A 20289-nucleotide genomic window follows, 5' to 3' on the forward strand; every position below is an offset into this window, starting at 1 on the left:
TTTATATCTTTTTTGTTATAGGCAGCGTAAACCAAAACCGGCTGCCACTGCCCACTTCACTTTCTACACCTATTTCCCCTCCCTGGGCCAAAATAAACTCTTTGGATATAGCCAACCCTAGGCCGGAGCCTGATTTGTTTTGCCCATCAGTTGGTACCTGTAAATAGCGGTCCTGGTATTGCTGGTCTATCCCTTTACCATGATCCTGTACAGAAAATTCCAGGAATGCTTTTTGGGGTTTAACGGCAATGACTATTTTTGATTTAGCGCGGCTGTATCTTAAGGCGTTAGACAGAAAATTGATCATTACCCAGGCAGTTTTCTCTGTATCAGCCTGCACAAGTGGTAAATGCGCCGGAAGTAATTCTTCCAGCATGATCTGTTTTTGATCGGCCTCAAATTTAATTGCTTTAATGGCATACTGAAGGATCTGTTCGGGCTGCGTAGCAGTAAAATGCAGCTGAATGTTACCGGTTTCAACCTGCGAAAGATCCAGCAGTTCATAGGTTATCTTCAGCAATCTTTCCGCATCATCACCAATATGGTTTATCAACTCCAACTGCTCGTTATTAAGATTGCCCACACGTTCATCGTGCAGTAGTTTAAGACTCATTTTAATGGCAGAGATTGGCGTTTTTAGTTCGTGTGATATCGTAGCAATAAAATTTGTTTTGGCTTCGTCCCGCTCTTTAAACTCGGTTACATTACGCAAAATGTACACCCGCCCGGCAGAATTCCGGGCTATCCTTATCGCATCCTGCTCGGCCGGCGAGATGTTTGGTACCGTGATCTCTGTAGCATCCAGTTGAAAAAAAGCATCCTTTCCATTTACCACGATACGAAACGGTTTTCCCGTATCGGTTTCCAGAATTGATTTTAACAGATCATTATGTTTCGCCACATCAGACACTTGCCGCCCCGCATATTTTTCTTCACTTAAATTCAGCATCGTTTTTGCGCTGGTATTAATGAACAAAACCTGTCCCTGCTCATCTATGCCAATAATTGCATCCTGCATTTGTTCAATGATGGTATCGATCCGTTGCTTTTCAGACATGAGGTGCGACAAGTTACTGCTCTCCCATTCTTTCAATTTAAAGGCCATTTCATTAAAAGCGCTGGCAACCTCTGCAAATTCATCATTATTATCAAAATGGATGCGCTCCTGGTAGTTTTGCTTACTTATCTGCCGGATACCTTTTAATAAAGCGTTAAGTGGATTGGCAATTGCGCTGGGGAAATTAACGCTAAAACTGAACAATATCAGGAAAGTAAACGACCCCGTTAACCCAAGAAACAACAGTGTTTTGTCTACCGAGTGATTAGCCTGGTCGTTTTTGCGTACAATGGCCTGCATATTTAATATTTCAATCTGCCGCAGATCATTACGGATCAGTTTTAATATTGCAGCTGAATTGGTTAATAGCGTAAAATGCCGGCGCAGGTTAACAGTTGCCGCCGCCTCGCCTTTTTCGGTAATATTATGTTCCTGGCGGATCAACTGAATTTCAAAGGCCTTATGTGCACTTTCAGTTAGGGGTAAAGCCTTGTTATCCAGCAGGTTACGCATTTCGCGCACAAAGGTGAGTGTTTCGTAGTTGTTTTTCAAGATCACCTTTCCGTTGTTGGCTATCTGGTTGATCAGGATGATGGATATGCTGCCAAAGAACAGCACAACCAGGAACAGGAATCCAAATCCAACACGGAGTTTATTTTTTACTTTCATGATAGTATGACTAAGTCAGTTTCTGTTGCGGCAATCTTTTTTAACAACTCGTTAAAGATAGCTGTACGTAAGATCACCTGAAAAAGGTTTAAATGGGGTTTGCCTATGCAAATGGTGGTTATTTCACGCTCTTCTGACACCTGCATAATGGTTTGGGTAATCTGATCGCTTTTAACGCGCAGCACTTCGGCCCCCAGTTCGGTGGCCAGCTTAAAGTTATTGATCAGAAAACGCTGTTTATCCAGCCTGATCCGGTCACTGCTTTCGCTGCTGCTTTGCACGTACAGCACAATCCAGGGTGATCGGTAATAAGAAGCCAGCCGGGCCGTTTTGCGGATGACTACTTTAGATGTATCGGCATTGGAGGATATACAAGCCAGGAACTTTTCGGGCCGGAGTTTGATCTGCTTGGGTACTTCTATATCGATCTTACGCTCCAGGAGATGGGCCACTTCTTTTAATGCCAGCTCGCGCAATTGCAAGATCTTATCGCTTTGAAAAAAATTTTGCAGGGCACGCTCTATCTTGCTTTTATCGTAGATCTTGCCTTCGCGTAACCGGTCTATGAGTTCATCTGCAGTCAGGTCAATATTAACGATCTCGTCAGCTAATTGCAGAATTTTGTCAGGTATGCGTTCGGTAATGGCAATACCGGTTATCTCTTCAATATCTTCGTTCAGGCTTTCCAGGTGCTGAATATTAACGGCCGTGATCACGCTGATGCCGGCTTGTAAAATGTCCATCACATCCTGCCAGCGTTTACTGTTTTTACTGCCTTCAATATTGGTATGGGCCAATTCATCTACAATAACTACTTCAGGATGGCTGTTAAGAATGGCGTTCAGGTCCATCTCATCCAGTTCTTTCCCTTTATAGAAAACTTTTCGCCGGGCTATCAGTGGCAGGCCATCCAGCAAAGCGTGCGTCTCTGCACGATTGTGTGTTTCGATATAACCTATTTGCAAATCGATGTTGTTCTTTAACAGCGCATGTGCTTCCTGCAACATTCTATAGCTTTTGCCTACACCGGCACTCATGCCGATGTACACCTTCAGTTTGCCACGCCGGGACTTTTTCACCAGTTCGATGAAGTCCTTTACCGAGTCGTCTTTATTTTCACTAGCCATTGTTGTTCTGCAAAAGTAGCCGGCCATATTAGCGAGCGACCCGACCGGTCATAGTTTACATTTTCCGATCCTATCGAAACTAAATTAAGGTTTTAAATTGCTATATAACGTGCACGCAGCGGCCATAAAGTTATTTTAGCTCGTCTAACGCCACATTCAGTTTCAGTACATTGACTTTAGCCGGGCCGAAAAGACCCGCCAGTGGTTGTTCAATGTGGCTCTCTACCAGGGCCGCAACTTTAGCTTCATTCAGTTTACGGAATTGAGCCACACGCTTAACCTGCATTTTAGCAGCAGCGGGAGAGATATCCGGGTCTAAGCCGCTACCAGAAGCAGTCACCATTTCGGCGGGTATGTCGCTCTTTTTTAAGTAAGGATGATATTTTATAAGCGTATCAACGCGATTTGCTACTTCTTTAACATAATCAGGATTGCTTGGCCCTTTATTAGAACCGGCAGAACCAGCCGCATTATAGCCTACAGCTGATGGCCTGCCCCAAAAGTATTTGAGTTGGGTAAAGCTTTGGCCAATAGCGGCATAGCCTACTACTTTACCATTCAATATGATGGTTTCGCCATCTCCGTTACCTTTTGACAATTTTCCCACAGCCGAGATCAATAAAGGATAAATGACACAGCACACTACGGTTAACACAAGGGTTAAACGCACAGAAGTTAAAAGATACTTTTTCATGTTATTTTAGATTTGAGGCGTGAGATATGGGATTTGAGACCGATCAGCGCGCCCGTGTTACTTTAATGTTTTAAAAGGGAAATGTGCCTGTGTTTTTTTCTCATGTCTCACATCTCAATACTCATATCTGTTAGATAAATATGGCAACTGCCAGGTCAATTAATTTAATGCCGATAAAAGGGGCTATTACACCGCCCAATCCATAGATAAGTAGATTACGGCGCAGCAATGCGCTGGCACCGATGGGTTTGTATTCAACGCCTTTTAGAGCCAGCGGGATCAGCATCGGGATGATGATGGCGTTAAAGATCACGGCCGATAGGATGGCGCTTTCAGGGCTGTGCAAATTCATAATATTGATTGCCTGTAACGCGGGTATGGAAGCGATGAACAACGCCGGTACAATAGCGAAATATTTGGCAACATCATTGGCAATAGAAAAAGTGGTCAGCGTACCCCGGGTTATCAACAACTGCTTACCTATCTCCACAATCTCAATCAGCTTGGTTGGGTCGTTGTCCAGGTCCACCATGTTACCTGCTTCTTTTGCGGCTTGGGTTCCGCTGTTCATGGCAACGCCAACATCCGCCTGCGCAAGTGCAGGTGCGTCATTGGTGCCGTCGCCCATCATGGCTACCAGCTTACCGCTGTTCTGTTCGTGCTTAATATAGTTCATTTTATCCTCGGGCTTGGCCTCTGCAATAAAATCATCTACACCGGCCTCTTCGGCAATAAATTTGGCAGTCAATGGGTTGTCGCCGGTCACCATTACTGTTTTGATACCCATTTTGCGCAGGCGCTCAAAACGTTCGGCAATGCCGGGTTTAATAATATCCTGTAGTTCAATGGTACCTAAAACCTTCTCGTTTTTAGATACTACCAATGGCGTACCGCCATTAGAGGAGATCTCTTTAACCCGCTCAACCACATCATCAGGGAAAGGATGCCCGGCATTTACCGAAAGGTTACGTATGGAATCGAAAGCGCCTTTGCGGATGCGCAGGCCATCGGAAGTATTGATCCCACTGGAACGGGTTTCTGCCGTAAACTTGATGAATTCTGCGCCCGGCGGAACATTGATCACTATATTCATTTTACTTAAGGAAGCCAATTCAATAATGGATTTTCCTTCGGGAGTTTCGTCTGCCAATGATGATAATACGGCTGCTTTAACCAGGTCCTCGGGTGATATATCTAAAGCGGGCCAAAAGTGAGTGGCCTTGCGGTTACCAATGGTGATGGTGCCTGTTTTATCTAATAATAATACGTCGATATCACCGGCGGTTTCTACTGCTTTACCCGATTTGGTTATCACATTGGCACGTAAAGCACGGTCCATCCCTGCAATACCGATGGCCGATAAAAGGCCACCGATGGTGGTTGGGATGAGACACACAAATAGTGAAATGAGCGCCGCGATAGTGATGGGTGTTTTAGCATAATCAGCAAATGGTTTCAGCGTTACACATACGATCACAAAGATAAGCGTAAAGCTGGCCAACAGGATGGTTAACGCAATCTCGTTAGGTGTTTTCTGGCGGGACGCACCTTCCACCAAAGCAATCATTTTATCAAGGAAACTTTCACCTGGTTCGGTAGTCACCCTAACCTTAACACGGTCTGATAACACCTTGGTACCGCCGGTCACGGATGACTTATCGCCACCTGCTTCACGAATAACCGGGGCGGATTCTCCGGTAATTGCCGACTCATCAATGGTAGCTAATCCCTCAATGATCTCGCCGTCTGTGGGAATGGTATCGCCTGCTTCACAAACAAACACATCGCCTTTGCGCAGTTCGATGGATGATTTGCTGACCACACTACCATTGCTCAGCAGCACATTGGCCGGTGTTTCTTCCCGGGTTTTGCGCAAACTATCTGCCTGGGCTTTACCGCGCGCTTCGGCAATGGCCTCGGCAAAATTGGCGAACAATACCGTAAGCAACAGTATAATGAATATGGAAACGTTATATGCGAATGACCCTTGGTCGCGATGCGTAAAACTGTAAAAGCTTACATAAAGCATAATGGCTGTGCCTACTTCCACGGTAAACATCACCGGGTTGCGCAGCATAACCTTGGGGTTCAGCTTAATGAACGACGCTTTAAGTGCGGTTTGTACCAGCGCCGGTTCAAATAATTTATTAGATTGAGTTTTCATTGTTCAGATTGATTATTTCATTGAAAAATACTCCGCTATGGGGCCTAAAACCAGTGCGGGGAAATATGAAAGGGCGTTTAACACCAGGATCACGGCAAAGGTCATAACACCGAAAGTGAGGCTATCCACCTTTAGGGTACCGGCAGATTCGGGTATATACTTTTTATTGGCTAATAAACCGGCAATGGCAACCGGCCCGATGATGGGTAGAAAACGGCCGAAGAACAGTACAACACCGGTACTTAAGTTCCACCACATGTTATTGTCTCCCAAACCTTCAAACCCTGACCCATTATTGGCATTTGACGATGTGTATTCATAAAGCATTTCCGAAAAACCATGATAACCAGGGTTATTGAGCCAGGCCGAAGGTTTTACTGCCCATGCTGCATTTGGATAAGTATTGAAAACGTGACAAGCCAGGGCCGTACCTACCATAATGAGGAACGGACTAAGCAAGGTAACGAGGGCGGCAATTTTTACATCCCTTGCCTCCACCTTATGGCCTAAAAATTCGGGTGTACGCCCTACCATCAGACCGGAGATAAACACTGCGATAATAACATATATAAAGTAGTTAAGCACGCCTACACCGCAACCACCAAAAAACGAGTTGATCATCATGGCTAATAACTGCCATAAACCCGTTAGCGCCATGGTGCTATCATGCATGCCATTTACTGAACCGGTAGACGTTACGGTAGTTAGCGTGCTCCAGTAGGCTGTAGCCATTGGACCGAAACGGACTTCTTTACCTTCCATTGCGCCCGTAGTTTGGCTTATTCCCATTTTGGCGATGAGCGGGTTACCGCCAATTTCGCTGGTAATAGCAGGTATCATTAACATCAACACACCCACCATCATTACCCCAAAAGTTACCCAGGCAAGTTTTTTTCGGCGTACGAATAAACCAAAACATAATACCATAGCCACCGGCACAATAAATTGCGCTATGATCTCGGTCATATTGGTCAGGTAATTCGGGTTTTCCAGCGGATGCGCGGAGTTCGCGCCGAACCATCCGCCGCCGTTGGTGCCCAGGTGCTTAATGGCGATCATCTGCGCGGCAGGGCCGCGCGAAACGTTAACGGTGTCGCCTTGTAAAGAGATGAACTGATCTTTCCCTGCATAACTTGAGGGCGTACCGTTGAAGGTAAGGATTACGGCAACTATCACGGATAAAGGCAACAGTAAACGGGTTATCGCTTTTACAAAATAGTTCCAGAAGTTGCCCAGGTTATTGGTGGTTTTGTCGCGGAATGCTTTAAACACGGCAATTGCGCAAGCAATACCTGTTGCCGCACTCACAAAGTGCAGAAACATAAAGATAAAGTGTTGCGTCAGGTAAGTAGCGCCACTTTCGCCACTGTAGTGTTGTAAATTACAGTTCACCACAAAGCTGATGATAGTATTAAAGGCGAGGTCGGGAGTTTGGCCGGGGTTACCATCCGGGTTTATTGGTAGTTTATCCTGATACATCAGCATAAAAAACCCATACACCAACCAAAGCAGGTTGATGGTCATCATAGCTTTCAGAAACTGTTTCCAGTTCATCGGCTCGTCGGGGTTAATGCCTGATAGTTTGTAAATTCCGCGTTCCAGCGGTTTCATAAAATCGGTCCATACCTTTTCGCCGGCAAACATTTTAGCCAAATATTTCGCCAGCGGGATCGCGATCAGCAGCGTGATAACCATGGAAGCGATTATTCCAAGTAGTTCTGTGTTCATGGTTTTTACAATTAAAATTTTTCGGGTTTCAGCAGCACATATACCATGTATATAAATACCGCAATGGAGATAATGAATAATGCTAACATAGTTTTAGATTTTTTCGAACCAATCAATGGAGTTGTACATGAGCCGGCAAAAGGTGAGCAAGGCGAGCAAAAGCAGTAGTGTGATCATTTTTTTATCGTTTTGATTCAGGCTATGCCAAAGGGATACCAAAAAAATACAAATGAATTTATATACCTGTTTATCAATGCCTTAAGACGAGTAAGGTTTATTTACAAGTATAACTACCCTCCCATTTTGGAAGGGTTCATTATCAAAATAAGTGATTAAGAGATATGAGTGCGGGTTTAATCAGGTAATCAAAAGGCAACTGATGAACTCTCCGCCGCCTAATTTGAATAGTACCGCGATTTGCCAAGGGTAGTTTACAGTTACTACCACCCAGCTTTCAAGTTCCTTGAAAAATAAAAATAAATTTGCGCAACTCAAAAGTTGCATATATATTTGCAACCTGTAGGTTGCTTATTTAAACATTGCAAGATGAAACAAGATATATTTCAGGCCATAGCCGATCCAACACGAAGAGCTATATTAACGTTAATTGCCATTCAGGCTTTAACACCAAATGCAATGGCAGAAAAATTTGATATGACCCGCCAGGCCGTATCAAAACATATTAAGGTATTGCACGAATGCGAATTGATTAAACCTGAGCAAAGCGGCAGGGAGATCTACTATCACTTTAACGCAAAAAAAATGCAGGAATTTGACCATTGGTTAGCACAATTCAGGCAGAACTGGGAAACTCAGTTTAACCAGCTTGACAATTTATTATCGACAATTAAAAAACAGCAATAATGAACAACGATTTACTATTTGATTTTAACGTTGACAAAGCAGCGAAAACGGTATTTATAACAAGGGAATTTAATGCCGGACAATCTTTGGTATGGGACGCTTTTACCAAGGCAGAATTACTTGACCAATGGGGCGCACCTGCACCCATGCGCGCCAAAACCAAGTATATGAATTTTGAAGTAGGCGGTCGGCGATTTTACGCAATGATAAGCCCTGAAGGGCAGGAACGTTGGTCCGTGCAGGAATTTACATCTATTACCCTGAAAACCAATTTTAAGATGTACAACGCTTTTTCAGATAAAGATGAAAACCGCGAACTACCGGGTTCTGAATGGGATTACAATTTCAGCGAACAAAATGGCATAACCAAAGTGGACATCGTGATTTTTAATGAATCATTTGAGCGACTGGAAAAACTATTGGAAGGCTTCAAAATAGGTTTCACCATGACATTGAAAAACCTGGAAGATCTGTTGGCAACCTTATCACAGAAATAATAACACTAAAATTTACAATCACTTTTAAAGAACAAATAATCATGAGAACAATTAACCCCTGGATCAACTTTAACGGTAATGCCGAAGAAGCATTCACTTTTTACAAATCAGTTTTTGGCGGAGAATTCACAAAGATCGTTCGTTTCAAGGACCTGGCCAGCGCTGACTTTCAGGTACCAGAAAAGGAAGCTTATAAAATAATGACCATTGCTTTGCCACTGGGCAAACACAACATGTTAATGGCTAATGATGTCCCCGAATTTATGGGGCGCGTAAACGAAGCCGAAAACCGGTCTAAAATAGTAGTTAATGCGGAAAGCCGTGAAGAGGCAGACAAAATATTTAACGGATTATCGGCTGGCGGAGATGTGGAAGGGCCAATTGGCGACAGCCCATGGGGTACCTATGCCGGAATGTTCAGAGATAAGTATGGCATTGAATGGATAGTGGAATTTGACGCCCAAATATAATGGGCATATTAAACCTAAAAAACGACATCTTGTAGATGATTAGCACTATGTAATAAAGCTTTAAGGCAGATTTAAAGTATGAAATCTGGTGGATGGATCTCGTTTTAGTAAAAAGCACCAACGCTGTAACAACTACAAAAGCGAGAAGGGACAACGCAAACTGTGTTGTCCCTTCTCAAATATAAATGTAATCGTTATTAATTACCGGCCAACGATTGCGCGTCTATCACGGCAATATTTACCATGTTGACGATCTCTCTAACCGTGCTTCCCATTTGCAACACGTGTACGGGTTTATTAAGACCCAACAAAATAGGTCCTACAGCCTCAGCCTCGCCTAATTCCTGAAGAATTTTGTAAGCAACATTGCCCGACTCCAGATTAGGGAACACCAATGTGTTTGCCGGGGCATCTTTTAATGTACTGAAATCGAAATTCTCTTCAAGCAGTTTAGGGTTAAGGGCAAAATTTACCTGCATTTCTCCGTCTATAACTATATCAGGATGTTTTTCGCGTATAACACGCACAACCTCTGCTGTTTTCTCCGGGATTCTGCCATCAGTCGAACCGAAGTTAGAGTAAGATATAACAGCAATACGCGGCTCTACGTTAAACTTTTTAACTGCATCATTAACCAACACCGTAATATCAACCAATTCTTCAACAGAGGGGTCTTTGTTAATGCTGGTATCACCTAAAAAATATAGGGCCTCGTTTGGTCAGCATCATATATATACCCGCAACTCTTTTAACAGATTGTGTGGTGCCTATAATTTGCAGCGCCGGTTTAACAGTTACCGCGTAGTCCATCGTAATGCCTGATATAAGCGCATCAGCATCGCCAAACTGAACCATAGACGCGCCAAAATAGTTACGGTCTAACACCAGTTTATTGGCTTGCTTTCTACTCATCCCCTTGCGTTGCCTTTTCCTGTACAAAAACTCAGCATATTGCTTTAGTTTTTCTGTTTCTAACGCAGGTTCAAAAATTTGCACATCGTCCAAGTCAAGATTGTTCTCATTCATCAATGTCTGAATCTTTTCCTTAATACCAAGCAGAATAGGTATGGCAGTACCTTCGTCTTTAACAATTTGAGCGGCTTTTAATATTTTATAATTATCTGCCTCTGCAAAAACAACGCGCTTAGGGGCCGATTTGGCTTTATTGGTTAACGTGCGCAGCATAACATTTTCTACACCCATGCGCTGATGCAGTTGTTCCTCGTAAGCATCCCAATCGGTAATAACTTTTCTGGCTACGCCTGATGCGATCGCGGCTTTCGCCACTGCGGGCGATACTGTGCTTATCAGGCGCGGATCCGTTGGTTTAGGAATAATGTATTCCTTACTGAATGTTAAGTGCTTAACGTTATAAGCCTGTGTAACCGACTCGGGAACCGGCTTTTTTACCAGCTCGGCAATTGCATACACCGCGGCTATTTTCATTTCTTCGTTAATAGCCGTTGCCCGAACATCCAAAGCGCCTCTGAAAATGAATGGGAACCCTAAAACGTTATTAACCTGGTTAGGAAAATCAGAGCGCCCTGTAGCCATAATAACATCATCGCGGGTACGCACGGCAAGATCATATGCTATTTCCGGATCGGGATTTGCCATAGCGAAAACGATTGGTTTAGCCGCCATGGAAAGCAACATTTCCGGGCTGAAGGTATTAGCGCTTGACAGGCCTATGAATACGTCGGCGCCTTTAATAGCTTCGTCTAATGTGTTTAAGTGAGTATCGGTAGTTGCAAATTCTGCTTTAATAGGTTCAAGGGCTTCCCTATCCGCGCGGATCACCCCTTTCCTATCCAGCATAATAATATTCTCTTTAACCGCACCCACGCTGAGGTAAAGCCTTGCGCACGAAATGGCAGCTGCACCAGCACCGTTTATAACAATCTTTACGTTACTAATGTCCTTCTCCTGGATCTCGCAGGCGTTGATCAAAGCTGCTGATGAAATGATAGCCGTTCCGTGCTGATCGTCATGCATCACCGGGATATTCATTTCGGCCTTTAATCTTCTTTCTATTTCAAAACACTCAGGCGCCTTGATATCTTCCAGATTAATACCTCCGAAAGTAGGTTCAAGTATCTTTACAGTATTTACAAACTCATCAATATTCTTGGTATTTAACTCAAGGTCAAATACATCAATATCGGCAAATATTTTAAACAGCAGCCCTTTCCCTTCCATTACAGGTTTGCCGGCCTGGGCGCCAATATCGCCCAAACCTAATACTGCAGTGCCGTTGCTAATTACGGCAACCAGGTTCCCTTTGGCAGTATATTTATAAGCATCCTCCTCATTTTCGGCAATTTTTAAACAAGGCTCGGCTACGCCAGGAGAGTAAGCCAGCGACAGATCACGTTGTGTGCGGTAAGGTTTGCTGGGGATGACCTCTATCTTACCCGGCCTACCCATAGCATGGTAGTCCAGCGCGTCGGTCGCTTTTTTATTTTCAGTCATAAAGTTATTATGGGTTGATTACAATTTTAGTCGGATTTAAAAGGGGAAAGCTACAAATTATTGGGATATTAAGCGGAAGTTTTGGAAAATAGCGAGGAGCCCATGTCTGTCAAAGAACTGAGACGACATGGGAAATAATTTCTGAAGATAAATTTATCTAATAAATAAAGCTGCCATCCCCCCTACGCTCCAAGACTCTACCGTTGCGTTGCGGCCTGCCACTCCATTTTTGCAGATTTAAGCGCAATCCAAACAGGAAGTACCTGCTTAAAGCATTGGACAGTGTGTTGGTTACCGCTTGCGATGTGACCGTTTGCGTAACGAAGTTATTCTGATGAAGCAGATCATAAGCGTTAAAGGTTATCACAAGTGATCTTTTGGCGAAAAACTCTTTCTCAAAACCCGCATTAATAATAAGCGGACTGGTGTTATAGGTGCCCAAACCAGTGACATAATTTTTAGATACACGGTAGTTAACCTGAAACGTTTTCCAGAAATACATTTTGCTGGTTACCACGAATGCGTTGGTTTGCAATGAGGTAGCGGTAGCATTGCTTGCTGTTGAGAATGTGCGCTGAAGTCTGTATTCGTAATATGGATTTATCTCGAACCATTCGGCTGGATTTATTTGCGGCCCAAAGCGCTGGCTAATGCTCCAGGTGGTTGTGTTGTAACGTATTCCTTCGCTCATGCCATAACCAAAGTTATAATCAAGGCTTCCGTTCAGCGTTAGTAAATAGGCACGGTTGTTAAGACTTTTAGAAATGTTATATCTGCTGCTAAATTGTTTGGCACCGCTAATGTTTACATAGTGCACCTCGCTGATTGTCCTGTTTTTGCCGCCCCCTATTGGCACTGCTTTACGAAATGTATTTGTACTCACCTGGTTATCTATAAGACTACCGCTCAGCGTAAGCGAAAAATTAAACTTGGAATTAGCCAGATAGGTATTATAGCTGGTGTTAACAGAATGCGTAAATGTTGGTTTAAGATCAGGATTACCAATAATGATGTTATTAGGATTGGAACGATCTGTGAAAGGTTGAATTTGCTGGAAGTTAGGTTCGGCGTTGCGGCCGGTATAAGTAATCTGCAAACGTTCCGTACGCGACCAGTTATAGTTGTAGCGTAATACAGGTATAATGCGCGTATACGTTCGGTTGGTAGGTTCTGCCTGCCCCGTAACATTGTTAACCTTTGATCCGCTGAGCGAGAAAGGTACTATGGCGGCTCCTAATGATAAGCTATGCTTAGTACCGTTGTAACGGTAATTAAGAGACAGGCGAGTTTCATTTAATGAATAATTGTAAATGTTATTCATATTAGGGTTGTGTACTATCGTCCCATCGGCTTTTACTGTATCTGTTAGCGCAGTATTATCGTAAACTGCATACCGGGCCTCCCCGGCAAATTGTATCAGAGAATTTGTGCTGATAGGCTCCACATAGGTTAAGGTGCCGCGGTAAGTGGTATTATCGCTTCTGCGGTTGGTAAGCACGTGCGAAAGCGAATCTGCTAACAGTGTAATCTGTGTTGTATCGGCATAGTTTTTAGTGTGAGTCTGGGCATCTGTAACTCCATCGGTTTGCGAACGGTTAATACTTAATTGTAAGGATATATTTCGTTTAGGCTTTTTAAACGTATGCAGATACAAGGCGGTCAATCCGTAAGTGCTGCTGGTATTGTTGCTCTTGTTGACAGATTGTTCCAACTTATGTTCAAAACCTGTTGTAGTGAACTCGTTAATATTATCCGTTAAAGAATTAGAGGCAGAATTGGAGCTTGTGGTATTATAGGTTGGGTTTATTTGCAGATAATTGCTGCTATCCAGATCATGATCTATTTCAAACGCAAGCCGATGACCGTTACTGATTGATTGATTAGTTTGATCGTTTTTGAAAAGACTGGGGCCTATGGCGGTAAAGCGTTGGCCAAAGTTTTTGTTGATTACGTTATTGTCGCTATGCGTGTAGGCGTAACTGCCTACCACCTGCGTTTTTTTGCTCCACTGGTCGCGGTAATTTAACGTTGGGGAGGCAGATTTGGTGGTACCACCGCTGCCGCCTCCCCCGCCACCGCCTGTACTGCCTGTTGATGCTACTCCGTTTACCGTATTACGAAAATTAGCAATAACACCCAACTGCCGGTTACCGTTTAAACGCTGTAAAAAAAGCTGGCCATTATACCTGTCGTTACTGCCATACTGGGCGGTTAGCCGCGCGGTGGTACCTACCGACCGGTCGGCTTTTGTAGTTACGTTCAATATTTTCTGCGGTTCTCCATCCCTTACGCCTGTTCGCGCTGCCTGGTCGCCGTAGTCGTCAACAATCTGCACTTTCTCAATAATATCGGCAGGTAAGTTTTGTATGGCCTGCGCCACGCTGCCACCAGAATACTCTTTACCGTTAAGTTTTGCCCTGGTAATGTCTTGCCCCTGATGTGTTAGCGACCCATCGGTGCCAACTTCCATGCCCTCCATTTTTTTTAATAATTCATCAAGCGTTGCGTTTGGCCGCACTTTATAATCGCTGGCGCGATATTCAACCGTGTCCGTTTTATAGATAATGCTCGGCGCGCCTTCAACTTTTACCTCGTCTAACAAATTTTCTTGTGTTTTAAGCAGAATAGGTTCCAGTACAATTCGCTGTGCAACATCATTATTTAAATACCTTTTTAGGTAAGGCAAGTTGCCCAACGCTTTTACTTCTATTAAAAAGGTAGCCAATTTTACCTCTTTAAATATAAAAACGCCATCCTCATTAGTCGCGGCAACCAGGCTATCTGCAGTTGACTTTAATGTAACTACAGCTCCAACAATTGTTTCTCCATTAGCATCTTTTACTACCCCGCTTACTTGTCTGCTGGTTAATGGCGGCGGTAAAACGTTTTGACGGCGTGCGCGTGCTGCAGGTACCTGCGCAAATGACTTACACGAAAAAATGAGCAATAAAACTGCTAAATTGAATAACGTTTTCAAGGTTGATGCGATAAATGGTTAGTTGAACTGGTTTATATATATAAAATTACGCAGAACTTGATATCATATTGTATTGTAATACTATTGTTGCCTGCACTTATACATTGTTGAATAATAAAAACTTTTTAGGCTAATAAATATTAGAATTGATAATGATCAATTGGGGTTAATATCATAGTATTTTAAATTCGTCTTTTGCCCGCGGCGGTTTTTTACCGTCTTTGGATGCTCAACAATATCGCTCTCAAAAAAAATACGCGAGATATTAAACCTCTCATATAGATAGAATTGCGCACACGATAGTAAAATGGCATAAGCCATGTTCAGATCATCGTTTTTAATAACGGCAAGAACAACCAGGCTTACATTAAACATAAAAAGCAGCGAGAAAATAAGACCTGTTAAAGATCTGATTGGAATATTTTTCATAACAAGTAAGATTAAGACAGTGAAAAACAGAAGTTTTTAAACCGGCCCCGGCCAAATGCGGCAGGGCCTTAGCCGACAAAGTCTTTACTTGTAGTTTGGGCGAAAAAGCCAAAATGAAAATGAACAACCCCAGAAAAGTTGCGAACAGCGAGCGATACCAAAATGTAGTTGCGCTTAAATAACAGAAGGTTGTATGTATTTAAAAAATGGATCATGGCTACTTATCCAATACAGTGAAAAAACAAAAGTTTTTAAACCGGCCCCTATCACAATGTGGACGGGGCTTAATTGATGAAGTCCTTACTGCTTTTCAGAAAAGCGTATTGCAGATGATGATTAATGAAGCGGAACCCCACAGCAACCGCAAAGGCATACATGTTTACTACACGCTTTGTTGCTCTCTTGCTATATGTTGGTAAGCCTCTTAACATAACATTAGTATAACGCCCGCAACAGTTTAATATTGCAGGCGTTAGTTTTTCCAAACAACTTATAAGGTTATTTGAACAATTTTAGGTCAATAGATTTACCCATCATCACATACCCGTTTTCGTTAGGATGCAGATGGTCATTTGCCCCTGATTGTGCGGCATCTAACAAAATTTCAGGGTCGGCAGGGTCTCTTACCGTTTTGTCAAAATCAATAACAGCATCAAATTTACCGCTGGTGCGTATCCATTGGTTAACCTTTTGGCGCGCGCCTTCAGCATGTACACTGTAGTAACCGTTACCTTTAAACGGCGTAATAGTGCCGCCATATACCTTAATGCCTTTAGCATGGGCGTCTGTCGTCATTTTTTCATATGCGGCTATAAGGTCGGTTGCTACTTTATAAGCCCTGGTGCTATCGCGTTTGTTACCAAGATCGTTTACACCTTCGTATATAATTACCCAGCGTATACCGGCCTGGTTAAGCACATCGTGCTCAAAACGGCTAAGGGCGTATGGGCCTAAACCGCCCCCAAGTACCGCGTTACCGCCAATACCCATGTTAAGTACGCCTACGTTTTGAGTGGCTTTATTTCCCAGTAGTTCCATCGCCAAAATATCAGGCCAGCGGTTTTGCTTGTTGGTACCAGATCCGCGACCGTCCGTAATAGAATCGCCGAAAGTGGCTACTGCACCGGCAGTTTTTGAAGTATTTTCTACATCTATACCCGTGATATTATACCAATGGTCGGTTTTAACAGCGGCAGAATAATCTGTATTGGGAGCTATCTGGCTGCCGGGCAGTATGAAGGAAGTTGTACGCGAGCCCGGGTGACCGGTAACTGTTTGTGAAGTTTCGCCATAAGCAATGGTAATAGCAACCTTCATACGTGGTTGCAGTTTAAATTTAATGGCATCAGATGTAACCTCAACGCCTGGAGCCATGGTAATTTCTTCCTTACCGCCAAATTTTAACGTTTTGGTGGTGGTTTCATCAATGGCGCTACCGCCCTTTGATACAGCTATTTGTACAGTTTTAATGGTAGTAGGCGTCTTGCTGAACTCGTTAGACAACTTAAGCCTTATTTTGCTGCCACCTATAGATACTGCAACAACCTGTCGTATTGTATTGTTAGTGAGGCCCGGAGCAGGCGGCATGTTGTTCGGCTCTACCAATTGGCGGGCTGTACCCCAGGTACCCACCCAGCCTTTTTTAGCAGCCTGTGCAAAGGCGGCCTGGGTAGAAAATACTGCAAATAATATAACAGCGCTTTGTTTTAAAACGCGTAAAAACGTATCAAATTTATTAAACATGGTAAATTGGTTTAAAGCTTAAAAATAGCACAGTTGCCACAAATTGCCGTATCTGAAGCGGTATTTTTACGAAATCGTAATAGTTTCATCTACTAAAGTTGTAAACAAAAAAATGCCCTCCCGTTTGACAGAAGGGCATTTCATTTTATCAGTACGTTGACTAATCTTTTCTTTTTTGCGGCTGATGAGCACTATCTTTATTTGATGTTGTAAAAGATTGTTGCCCACCCGAATTACTTATACCACGTTGTTTTTGTTCTTCGCGGTGATCGGTAAAAGCCCTGTCGGCTGTTGATTTACCTTGATGTTTTTCGTTGTTTTTAAAATCCTGTGCTTTCATAGGTTTTATTTTTAGTACTATTTATTAATACAAAACTTGTACCGAAAAGCTACTTATTAGTTAGTAGTGGCAGTTGCCGGAGCTTTGCCTATCAAATCCATAAACTGATCCAGCTTAGGTGTAATAATGATCTGGGTGCGCCTGTTTTTTACTTTGCCTGCCTCGGTAGTGTTTTCGGCGACAGGGTTATACTCGCCCCGGCCACCTGCTGTTAAGCGTTTTGGATCAACACCATACGTATTTTGCAAAGTTTGTACCACCGAAGAAGCACGCAAAGCACTTAAATCCCAGTTATTACGGATGTTGGTTTGCTTAATAGGCACATTATCCGTGTTACCTTCAATCAGCACATCATAAGTTGAGTAATCTTTAATGATCTTTGAAATTTTATCTAAAGTCGTTCCCGCTTTATCTGATATTTCATAGCTGCCTGATTTATATAACATATTGTCTGACAACGAAATATATACTACTCCTTTAAGCACTTGTACATCAACACCCTGCATTTCTTCCCTGCTTAAAGAGCGGGTAAGGTTATTGGTAAGCACGGTATTAAGCGAGTCGCTTTTGCCCTTGGCTGATATCAATTGTTTAATGTATTTGTTTGATGAGTTGATCTCGTCAACCAGTTTAGAGATATTAGCGCCACCCTGGGTATTACCGGCTAAACATTTGTTCAATGCGTCCTGTAAACCCGCCAGGTTGTTTTTTTCTGAAGCTATTTGTTCTTCTAAACTCTTTACCCTTGACCGTGAGCCTTCCAATTCGCGTTGGGTAAGATCATAGCTTTGTTTAAGTTCACTTTGTTTTGTTTGCAGATCAGCATAGCTTGTTTGCAATGCAGTGTATTCTTTTTTGCTCACACAACCCTGTGTTATTACGGCTGCCGCAAATAATACTCCTAATAATATTTTGGTTTTCATAAGAATGTTGTTAGTTAATATTTGTCATATATTATTGATGACACGAAATACTAACAAAAACATGGCCGAAAGGTTTAAATATTATGATAAAAATACTGTATTATAAGCTATTGCGCTATAATGAACTTATATATTTTACCGTCGCTGTAATTTAAAATATACAAATTACTATTGCTGTCCTCGCCAAAAGAAGATAAAGTACCGGCGCTAACTTTACCTATCAAAGCATTTTCGCCGGCCCTTTTATCAGTATTAGATAATGCCCATATATTGCCTGAGAGGTAATCGCCGTAAATGTACCTGCCGTTTAAACCCGGCAGATTCTTGTCACGCGATACATAGCCCCCTGTAATGCTTCCGCCTAAATCCCGGCCATAAGCAAGTATAGGCATGGTTAATCCCGTTTTGTCACAGCCAGCTACATAACAATCGTTTCCCTCCATGGTAACCCAACCATAGTTTCCGCCTTTTTCAATAATGTCTATTTCTTCGGCGTTGCTCTGACCAACGTCTGCGGCCCAGATCCATCCTGTGGTACGGTCCACACTAAATCGCCATGGGTTGCGCATACCATAAGCATAAATTTCTTCCCGCAAGCCTGTTGTATTGCCTTTAAAGGGGTTGTCAGCCGGAATTTTATATGGTGTACCTGCTCCTGTACCACTTACGTCTATCCGTAAAATTTTACCTAACAGCGTTTTATTGTTTTGTCCGTTTTTGTTAGGATCGCCGCCGCTGCCTCCATCGCCGGTGGCTATATACAAAAAGCCATCATTGCCAAAGGCCAGCTTACCACCGTTATGATTTTCAAAGGGTTGGGCAAAGGTGATTAAAATTTCCTCGCTTGCCGGGTCAGCCTGGTTGGGGTTACCCGCGCTTACCTTGTAGCGTGCTATAACAGTTTCAAGCCCTGGATTGCGGCGCGTATAGTTTACATAGAAATAGCCGCTGGTTTTATAATCGGGACTAAATGCTAATCCCAACAAACCCAATTCGCCACCGCTGGCCACTTTGCTGCTTATATCTAAAAAAATGGTTTTGGCGCTTACATCAGTGGTGTTAGCAAATTGATGGATGACCCCTTTTACTGATACAACAAAAATACGGTTGGTACCGTCATTAGGCGCGGTTAACTCTACCGGATTAGTAATAACGGCCATATTAGGGAAAGCCTGAACAATAGAATATTTCCCGAGCGGCGGTGGATTCGTATCATCCCCTGGTTGCGGATTGTTGTTTGATTTGCAGCTTATAAAAATGCAAACAACTGTTAATATTAGACCCGGATATTTCATCGCTTTAACAATTAATAGAAACTGTACAATACAACACCCGGGAACTACCATTGTTTCAACGGTTTAAAGCAGCCGCTTTTCGGTGTGTTTTTCTGTTAAATACTTCCAATAGCGTTTGGGCATGTGCTGCACATGCAGGCGCAGGTTTTTCCTCGCCTTAATATTTACCGAGCCAAAATATCGGCGCCACATGTCCTGAAAGAATTCCTCGCGTTCATCATATATCTCTGTTATGTTTTGCGCTGATGAAGATGCGTTAAACGTTAATTCGACATGGCTTAACATTTCCAGATCATAATACACACCATACTTACGCTTAGCGTCATAGATCAACCACCGCTGATCCGCGTATCGCTTTTTAAAATGATCAGCAATTAGCGTGATCACATCGCAATCGGGTTCAACAATGGCATAATACAATTGATCTTTGGTTAACTTAAAGCGAATAAAGGCTTTCATCCGGTGACTTTCCCGGTGCACAAATTTAGCCGCCTGTCGCACTTCCCAAATGGCGCTATTACTGATATCGCCTTCAACATTATGCGCCGAAGCGAAAACGTATTGCGCAAAGCGCCACATTTTCTCATCAAACTTTTCTACCTCAGAAAAAAAGGTCTTATATAATTTACTTAAACCATCTGCTGATAGCTTTTCCTTTAAACCATTAAGCACACGTTTAGCCTTAACCTCATTGGTCACCACCTGATGGGTAACGCCAAAAAGCGATGCAGCAGGCTCCCCTTCCCTTGCGAAAATTACATCCTGCAGTTTATATTCATAGATCTCAAAAACAGCGGTAAGCCATCCTTTGTAAGTGCCGTCGTAAATTATGGTGGTCAT

Annotated in this window: 17 protein-coding genes and 1 pseudogene; 4 read left to right on the top strand and 14 right to left on the bottom strand. The window is 43.0% G+C overall.

Translation table 11 applies throughout. The features are described from left to right. Position 1: 1 nt before the first annotated feature. From ACVW2L_RS08215 to ACVW2L_RS08240, 6 genes are all read right to left on the bottom strand, one after another. Positions 2–1726 (bottom strand): ATP-binding protein, encoded by a 1725-nt coding sequence (locus ACVW2L_RS08215; RefSeq protein ID WP_457127482.1) that lies wholly within the window; start codon positions 1724–1726, stop codon positions 2–4. After that, complete coding sequence (locus ACVW2L_RS08220) at positions 1723–2853, bottom strand: sensor protein KdpD (RefSeq protein WP_457127483.1); 1131 nt, start codon at positions 2851–2853, stop codon at positions 1723–1725. Before ACVW2L_RS08220 ends, ACVW2L_RS08215 begins: the two co-directional genes overlap by 4 nt. Positions 2854–2983: 130 nt before the next feature. Further along, entirely contained in the window at positions 2984–3547 is a 564-nt protein-coding gene (locus ACVW2L_RS08225) for a K(+)-transporting ATPase subunit C (protein ID WP_457127484.1), read from the bottom strand. 130 nt (positions 3548–3677) lie between these two features. Next, on the bottom strand, positions 3678–5711 hold the full coding sequence (gene kdpB / locus ACVW2L_RS08230; RefSeq protein ID WP_457127485.1) for a potassium-transporting ATPase subunit KdpB: 2034 nt from the start codon (positions 5709–5711) through the stop codon (positions 3678–3680). A gap of 12 nt (positions 5712–5723) precedes the next feature. After that, a complete protein-coding gene (gene kdpA / locus ACVW2L_RS08235; RefSeq protein WP_457127486.1) occupies positions 5724–7439 on the bottom strand; it encodes a potassium-transporting ATPase subunit KdpA in 1716 nt (571 codons plus the stop codon). An 11-nt stretch (positions 7440–7450) separates the two neighbouring features. Then, positions 7451–7513, bottom strand: a complete 63-nt coding sequence (locus ACVW2L_RS08240; protein ID WP_457130187.1) for a potassium-transporting ATPase subunit F — start codon at positions 7511–7513, stop codon at positions 7451–7453. On the opposite strand from ACVW2L_RS08240, the gene ACVW2L_RS08245 reads away from it, so the two are divergent. From ACVW2L_RS08245 to ACVW2L_RS08260, 4 genes are all read left to right on the top strand, one after another. Beyond that, complete coding sequence (locus tag ACVW2L_RS08245) at positions 7485–7607, top strand: hypothetical protein (RefSeq protein ID WP_457130223.1); 123 nt, start codon at positions 7485–7487, stop codon at positions 7605–7607. The two genes, ACVW2L_RS08240 and ACVW2L_RS08245, sit on opposite strands and share 29 nt — an antisense overlap. A 378-nt stretch (positions 7608–7985) precedes the next feature. After that, positions 7986–8303 (top strand): ArsR/SmtB family transcription factor, encoded by a 318-nt coding sequence (locus ACVW2L_RS08250; RefSeq protein WP_457127487.1) that lies wholly within the window; start codon positions 7986–7988, stop codon positions 8301–8303. Continuing rightward, complete coding sequence (locus tag ACVW2L_RS08255) at positions 8303–8800, top strand: SRPBCC family protein (protein ID WP_457127488.1); 498 nt, start codon at positions 8303–8305, stop codon at positions 8798–8800. The genes ACVW2L_RS08250 and ACVW2L_RS08255 overlap by 1 nt, the downstream gene beginning before the upstream one ends. Before the next feature lie 41 nt (positions 8801–8841). After that, on the top strand, positions 8842–9270 hold the full coding sequence (locus tag ACVW2L_RS08260; protein WP_457127489.1) for a VOC family protein: 429 nt from the start codon (positions 8842–8844) through the stop codon (positions 9268–9270). Positions 9271–9467: 197 nt separating this feature from the next. Here ACVW2L_RS08260 and ACVW2L_RS08265 read toward each other — a convergent pair. The 8 genes and pseudogenes from ACVW2L_RS08265 to ACVW2L_RS08300 form a co-directional block, all read right to left on the bottom strand. Beyond that, a pseudogene (locus tag ACVW2L_RS08265) lies at positions 9468–11742 on the bottom strand (NADP-dependent malic enzyme). A gap of 157 nt (positions 11743–11899) precedes the next feature. Next, complete coding sequence (locus ACVW2L_RS08270; RefSeq protein WP_457127490.1) at positions 11900–14719, bottom strand: outer membrane beta-barrel protein; 2820 nt, start codon at positions 14717–14719, stop codon at positions 11900–11902. Positions 14720–14875: 156 nt separating this feature from the next. Beyond that, the gene (locus ACVW2L_RS08275) at positions 14876–15148 is read right to left on the bottom strand and encodes a hypothetical protein (protein ID WP_457127491.1); all 273 of its coding nucleotides are present in this window, start codon (positions 15146–15148) and stop codon (positions 14876–14878) included. Between the two features lie 498 nt (positions 15149–15646). Further along, a complete protein-coding gene (locus ACVW2L_RS08280; RefSeq protein WP_457127492.1) occupies positions 15647–16891 on the bottom strand; it encodes an SGNH/GDSL hydrolase family protein in 1245 nt (414 codons plus the stop codon). 160 nt (positions 16892–17051) lie between these two features. After that, entirely contained in the window at positions 17052–17231 is a 180-nt protein-coding gene (locus ACVW2L_RS08285; RefSeq protein WP_457127493.1) for a hypothetical protein, read from the bottom strand. A 56-nt stretch (positions 17232–17287) separates the two neighbouring features. Beyond that, positions 17288–18154: an OmpA family protein gene (locus ACVW2L_RS08290; RefSeq protein ID WP_457127494.1), complete on the bottom strand. Its 867-nt coding sequence runs from the start codon at positions 18152–18154 to the stop codon at positions 17288–17290. Between the two features lie 107 nt (positions 18155–18261). Further along, on the bottom strand, positions 18262–19500 hold the full coding sequence (locus ACVW2L_RS08295; protein ID WP_457127495.1) for a PQQ-dependent sugar dehydrogenase: 1239 nt from the start codon (positions 19498–19500) through the stop codon (positions 18262–18264). Between the two features lie 12 nt (positions 19501–19512). Further along, positions 19513–20289, bottom strand: a complete 777-nt coding sequence (locus tag ACVW2L_RS08300) for a TIGR03915 family putative DNA repair protein (RefSeq protein WP_457127496.1) — start codon at positions 20287–20289, stop codon at positions 19513–19515.

The organism is Mucilaginibacter sp. HD30 (assembly GCF_054061755.1).

Coding starts and splice junctions, on each gene's coding strand:
- ACVW2L_RS08215 (WP_457127482.1), bottom strand. CDS start 1,726: ATGAAAGTAAAAAATAAACTCCGTGTTGGATTTGGATTCCTGTTCCTG.
- ACVW2L_RS08220 (WP_457127483.1), bottom strand. CDS start 2,853: ATGGCTAGTGAAAATAAAGACGACTCGGTAAAGGACTTCATCGAACTG.
- ACVW2L_RS08225 (WP_457127484.1), bottom strand. CDS start 3,547: ATGAAAAAGTATCTTTTAACTTCTGTGCGTTTAACCCTTGTGTTAACC.
- kdpB (WP_457127485.1), bottom strand. CDS start 5,711: ATGAAAACTCAATCTAATAAATTATTTGAACCGGCGCTGGTACAAACC.
- kdpA (WP_457127486.1), bottom strand. CDS start 7,439: ATGAACACAGAACTACTTGGAATAATCGCTTCCATGGTTATCACGCTG.
- ACVW2L_RS08245 (WP_457130223.1), top strand. CDS start 7,485: ATGTATATAAATACCGCAATGGAGATAATGAATAATGCTAACATAGTT.
- ACVW2L_RS08250 (WP_457127487.1), top strand. CDS start 7,986: ATGAAACAAGATATATTTCAGGCCATAGCCGATCCAACACGAAGAGCT.
- ACVW2L_RS08255 (WP_457127488.1), top strand. CDS start 8,303: ATGAACAACGATTTACTATTTGATTTTAACGTTGACAAAGCAGCGAAA.
- ACVW2L_RS08260 (WP_457127489.1), top strand. CDS start 8,842: ATGAGAACAATTAACCCCTGGATCAACTTTAACGGTAATGCCGAAGAA.
- ACVW2L_RS08275 (WP_457127491.1), bottom strand. CDS start 15,148: ATGAAAAATATTCCAATCAGATCTTTAACAGGTCTTATTTTCTCGCTG.
- ACVW2L_RS08280 (WP_457127492.1), bottom strand. CDS start 16,891: ATGTTTAATAAATTTGATACGTTTTTACGCGTTTTAAAACAAAGCGCT.
- ACVW2L_RS08285 (WP_457127493.1), bottom strand. CDS start 17,231: ATGAAAGCACAGGATTTTAAAAACAACGAAAAACATCAAGGTAAATCA.
- ACVW2L_RS08290 (WP_457127494.1), bottom strand. CDS start 18,154: ATGAAAACCAAAATATTATTAGGAGTATTATTTGCGGCAGCCGTAATA.
- ACVW2L_RS08295 (WP_457127495.1), bottom strand. CDS start 19,500: ATGGTAGTTCCCGGGTGTTGTATTGTACAGTTTCTATTAATTGTTAAA.
- ACVW2L_RS08300 (WP_457127496.1), bottom strand. CDS start 20,289: ATGACCACCATAATTTACGACGGCACTTACAAAGGATGGCTTACCGCT.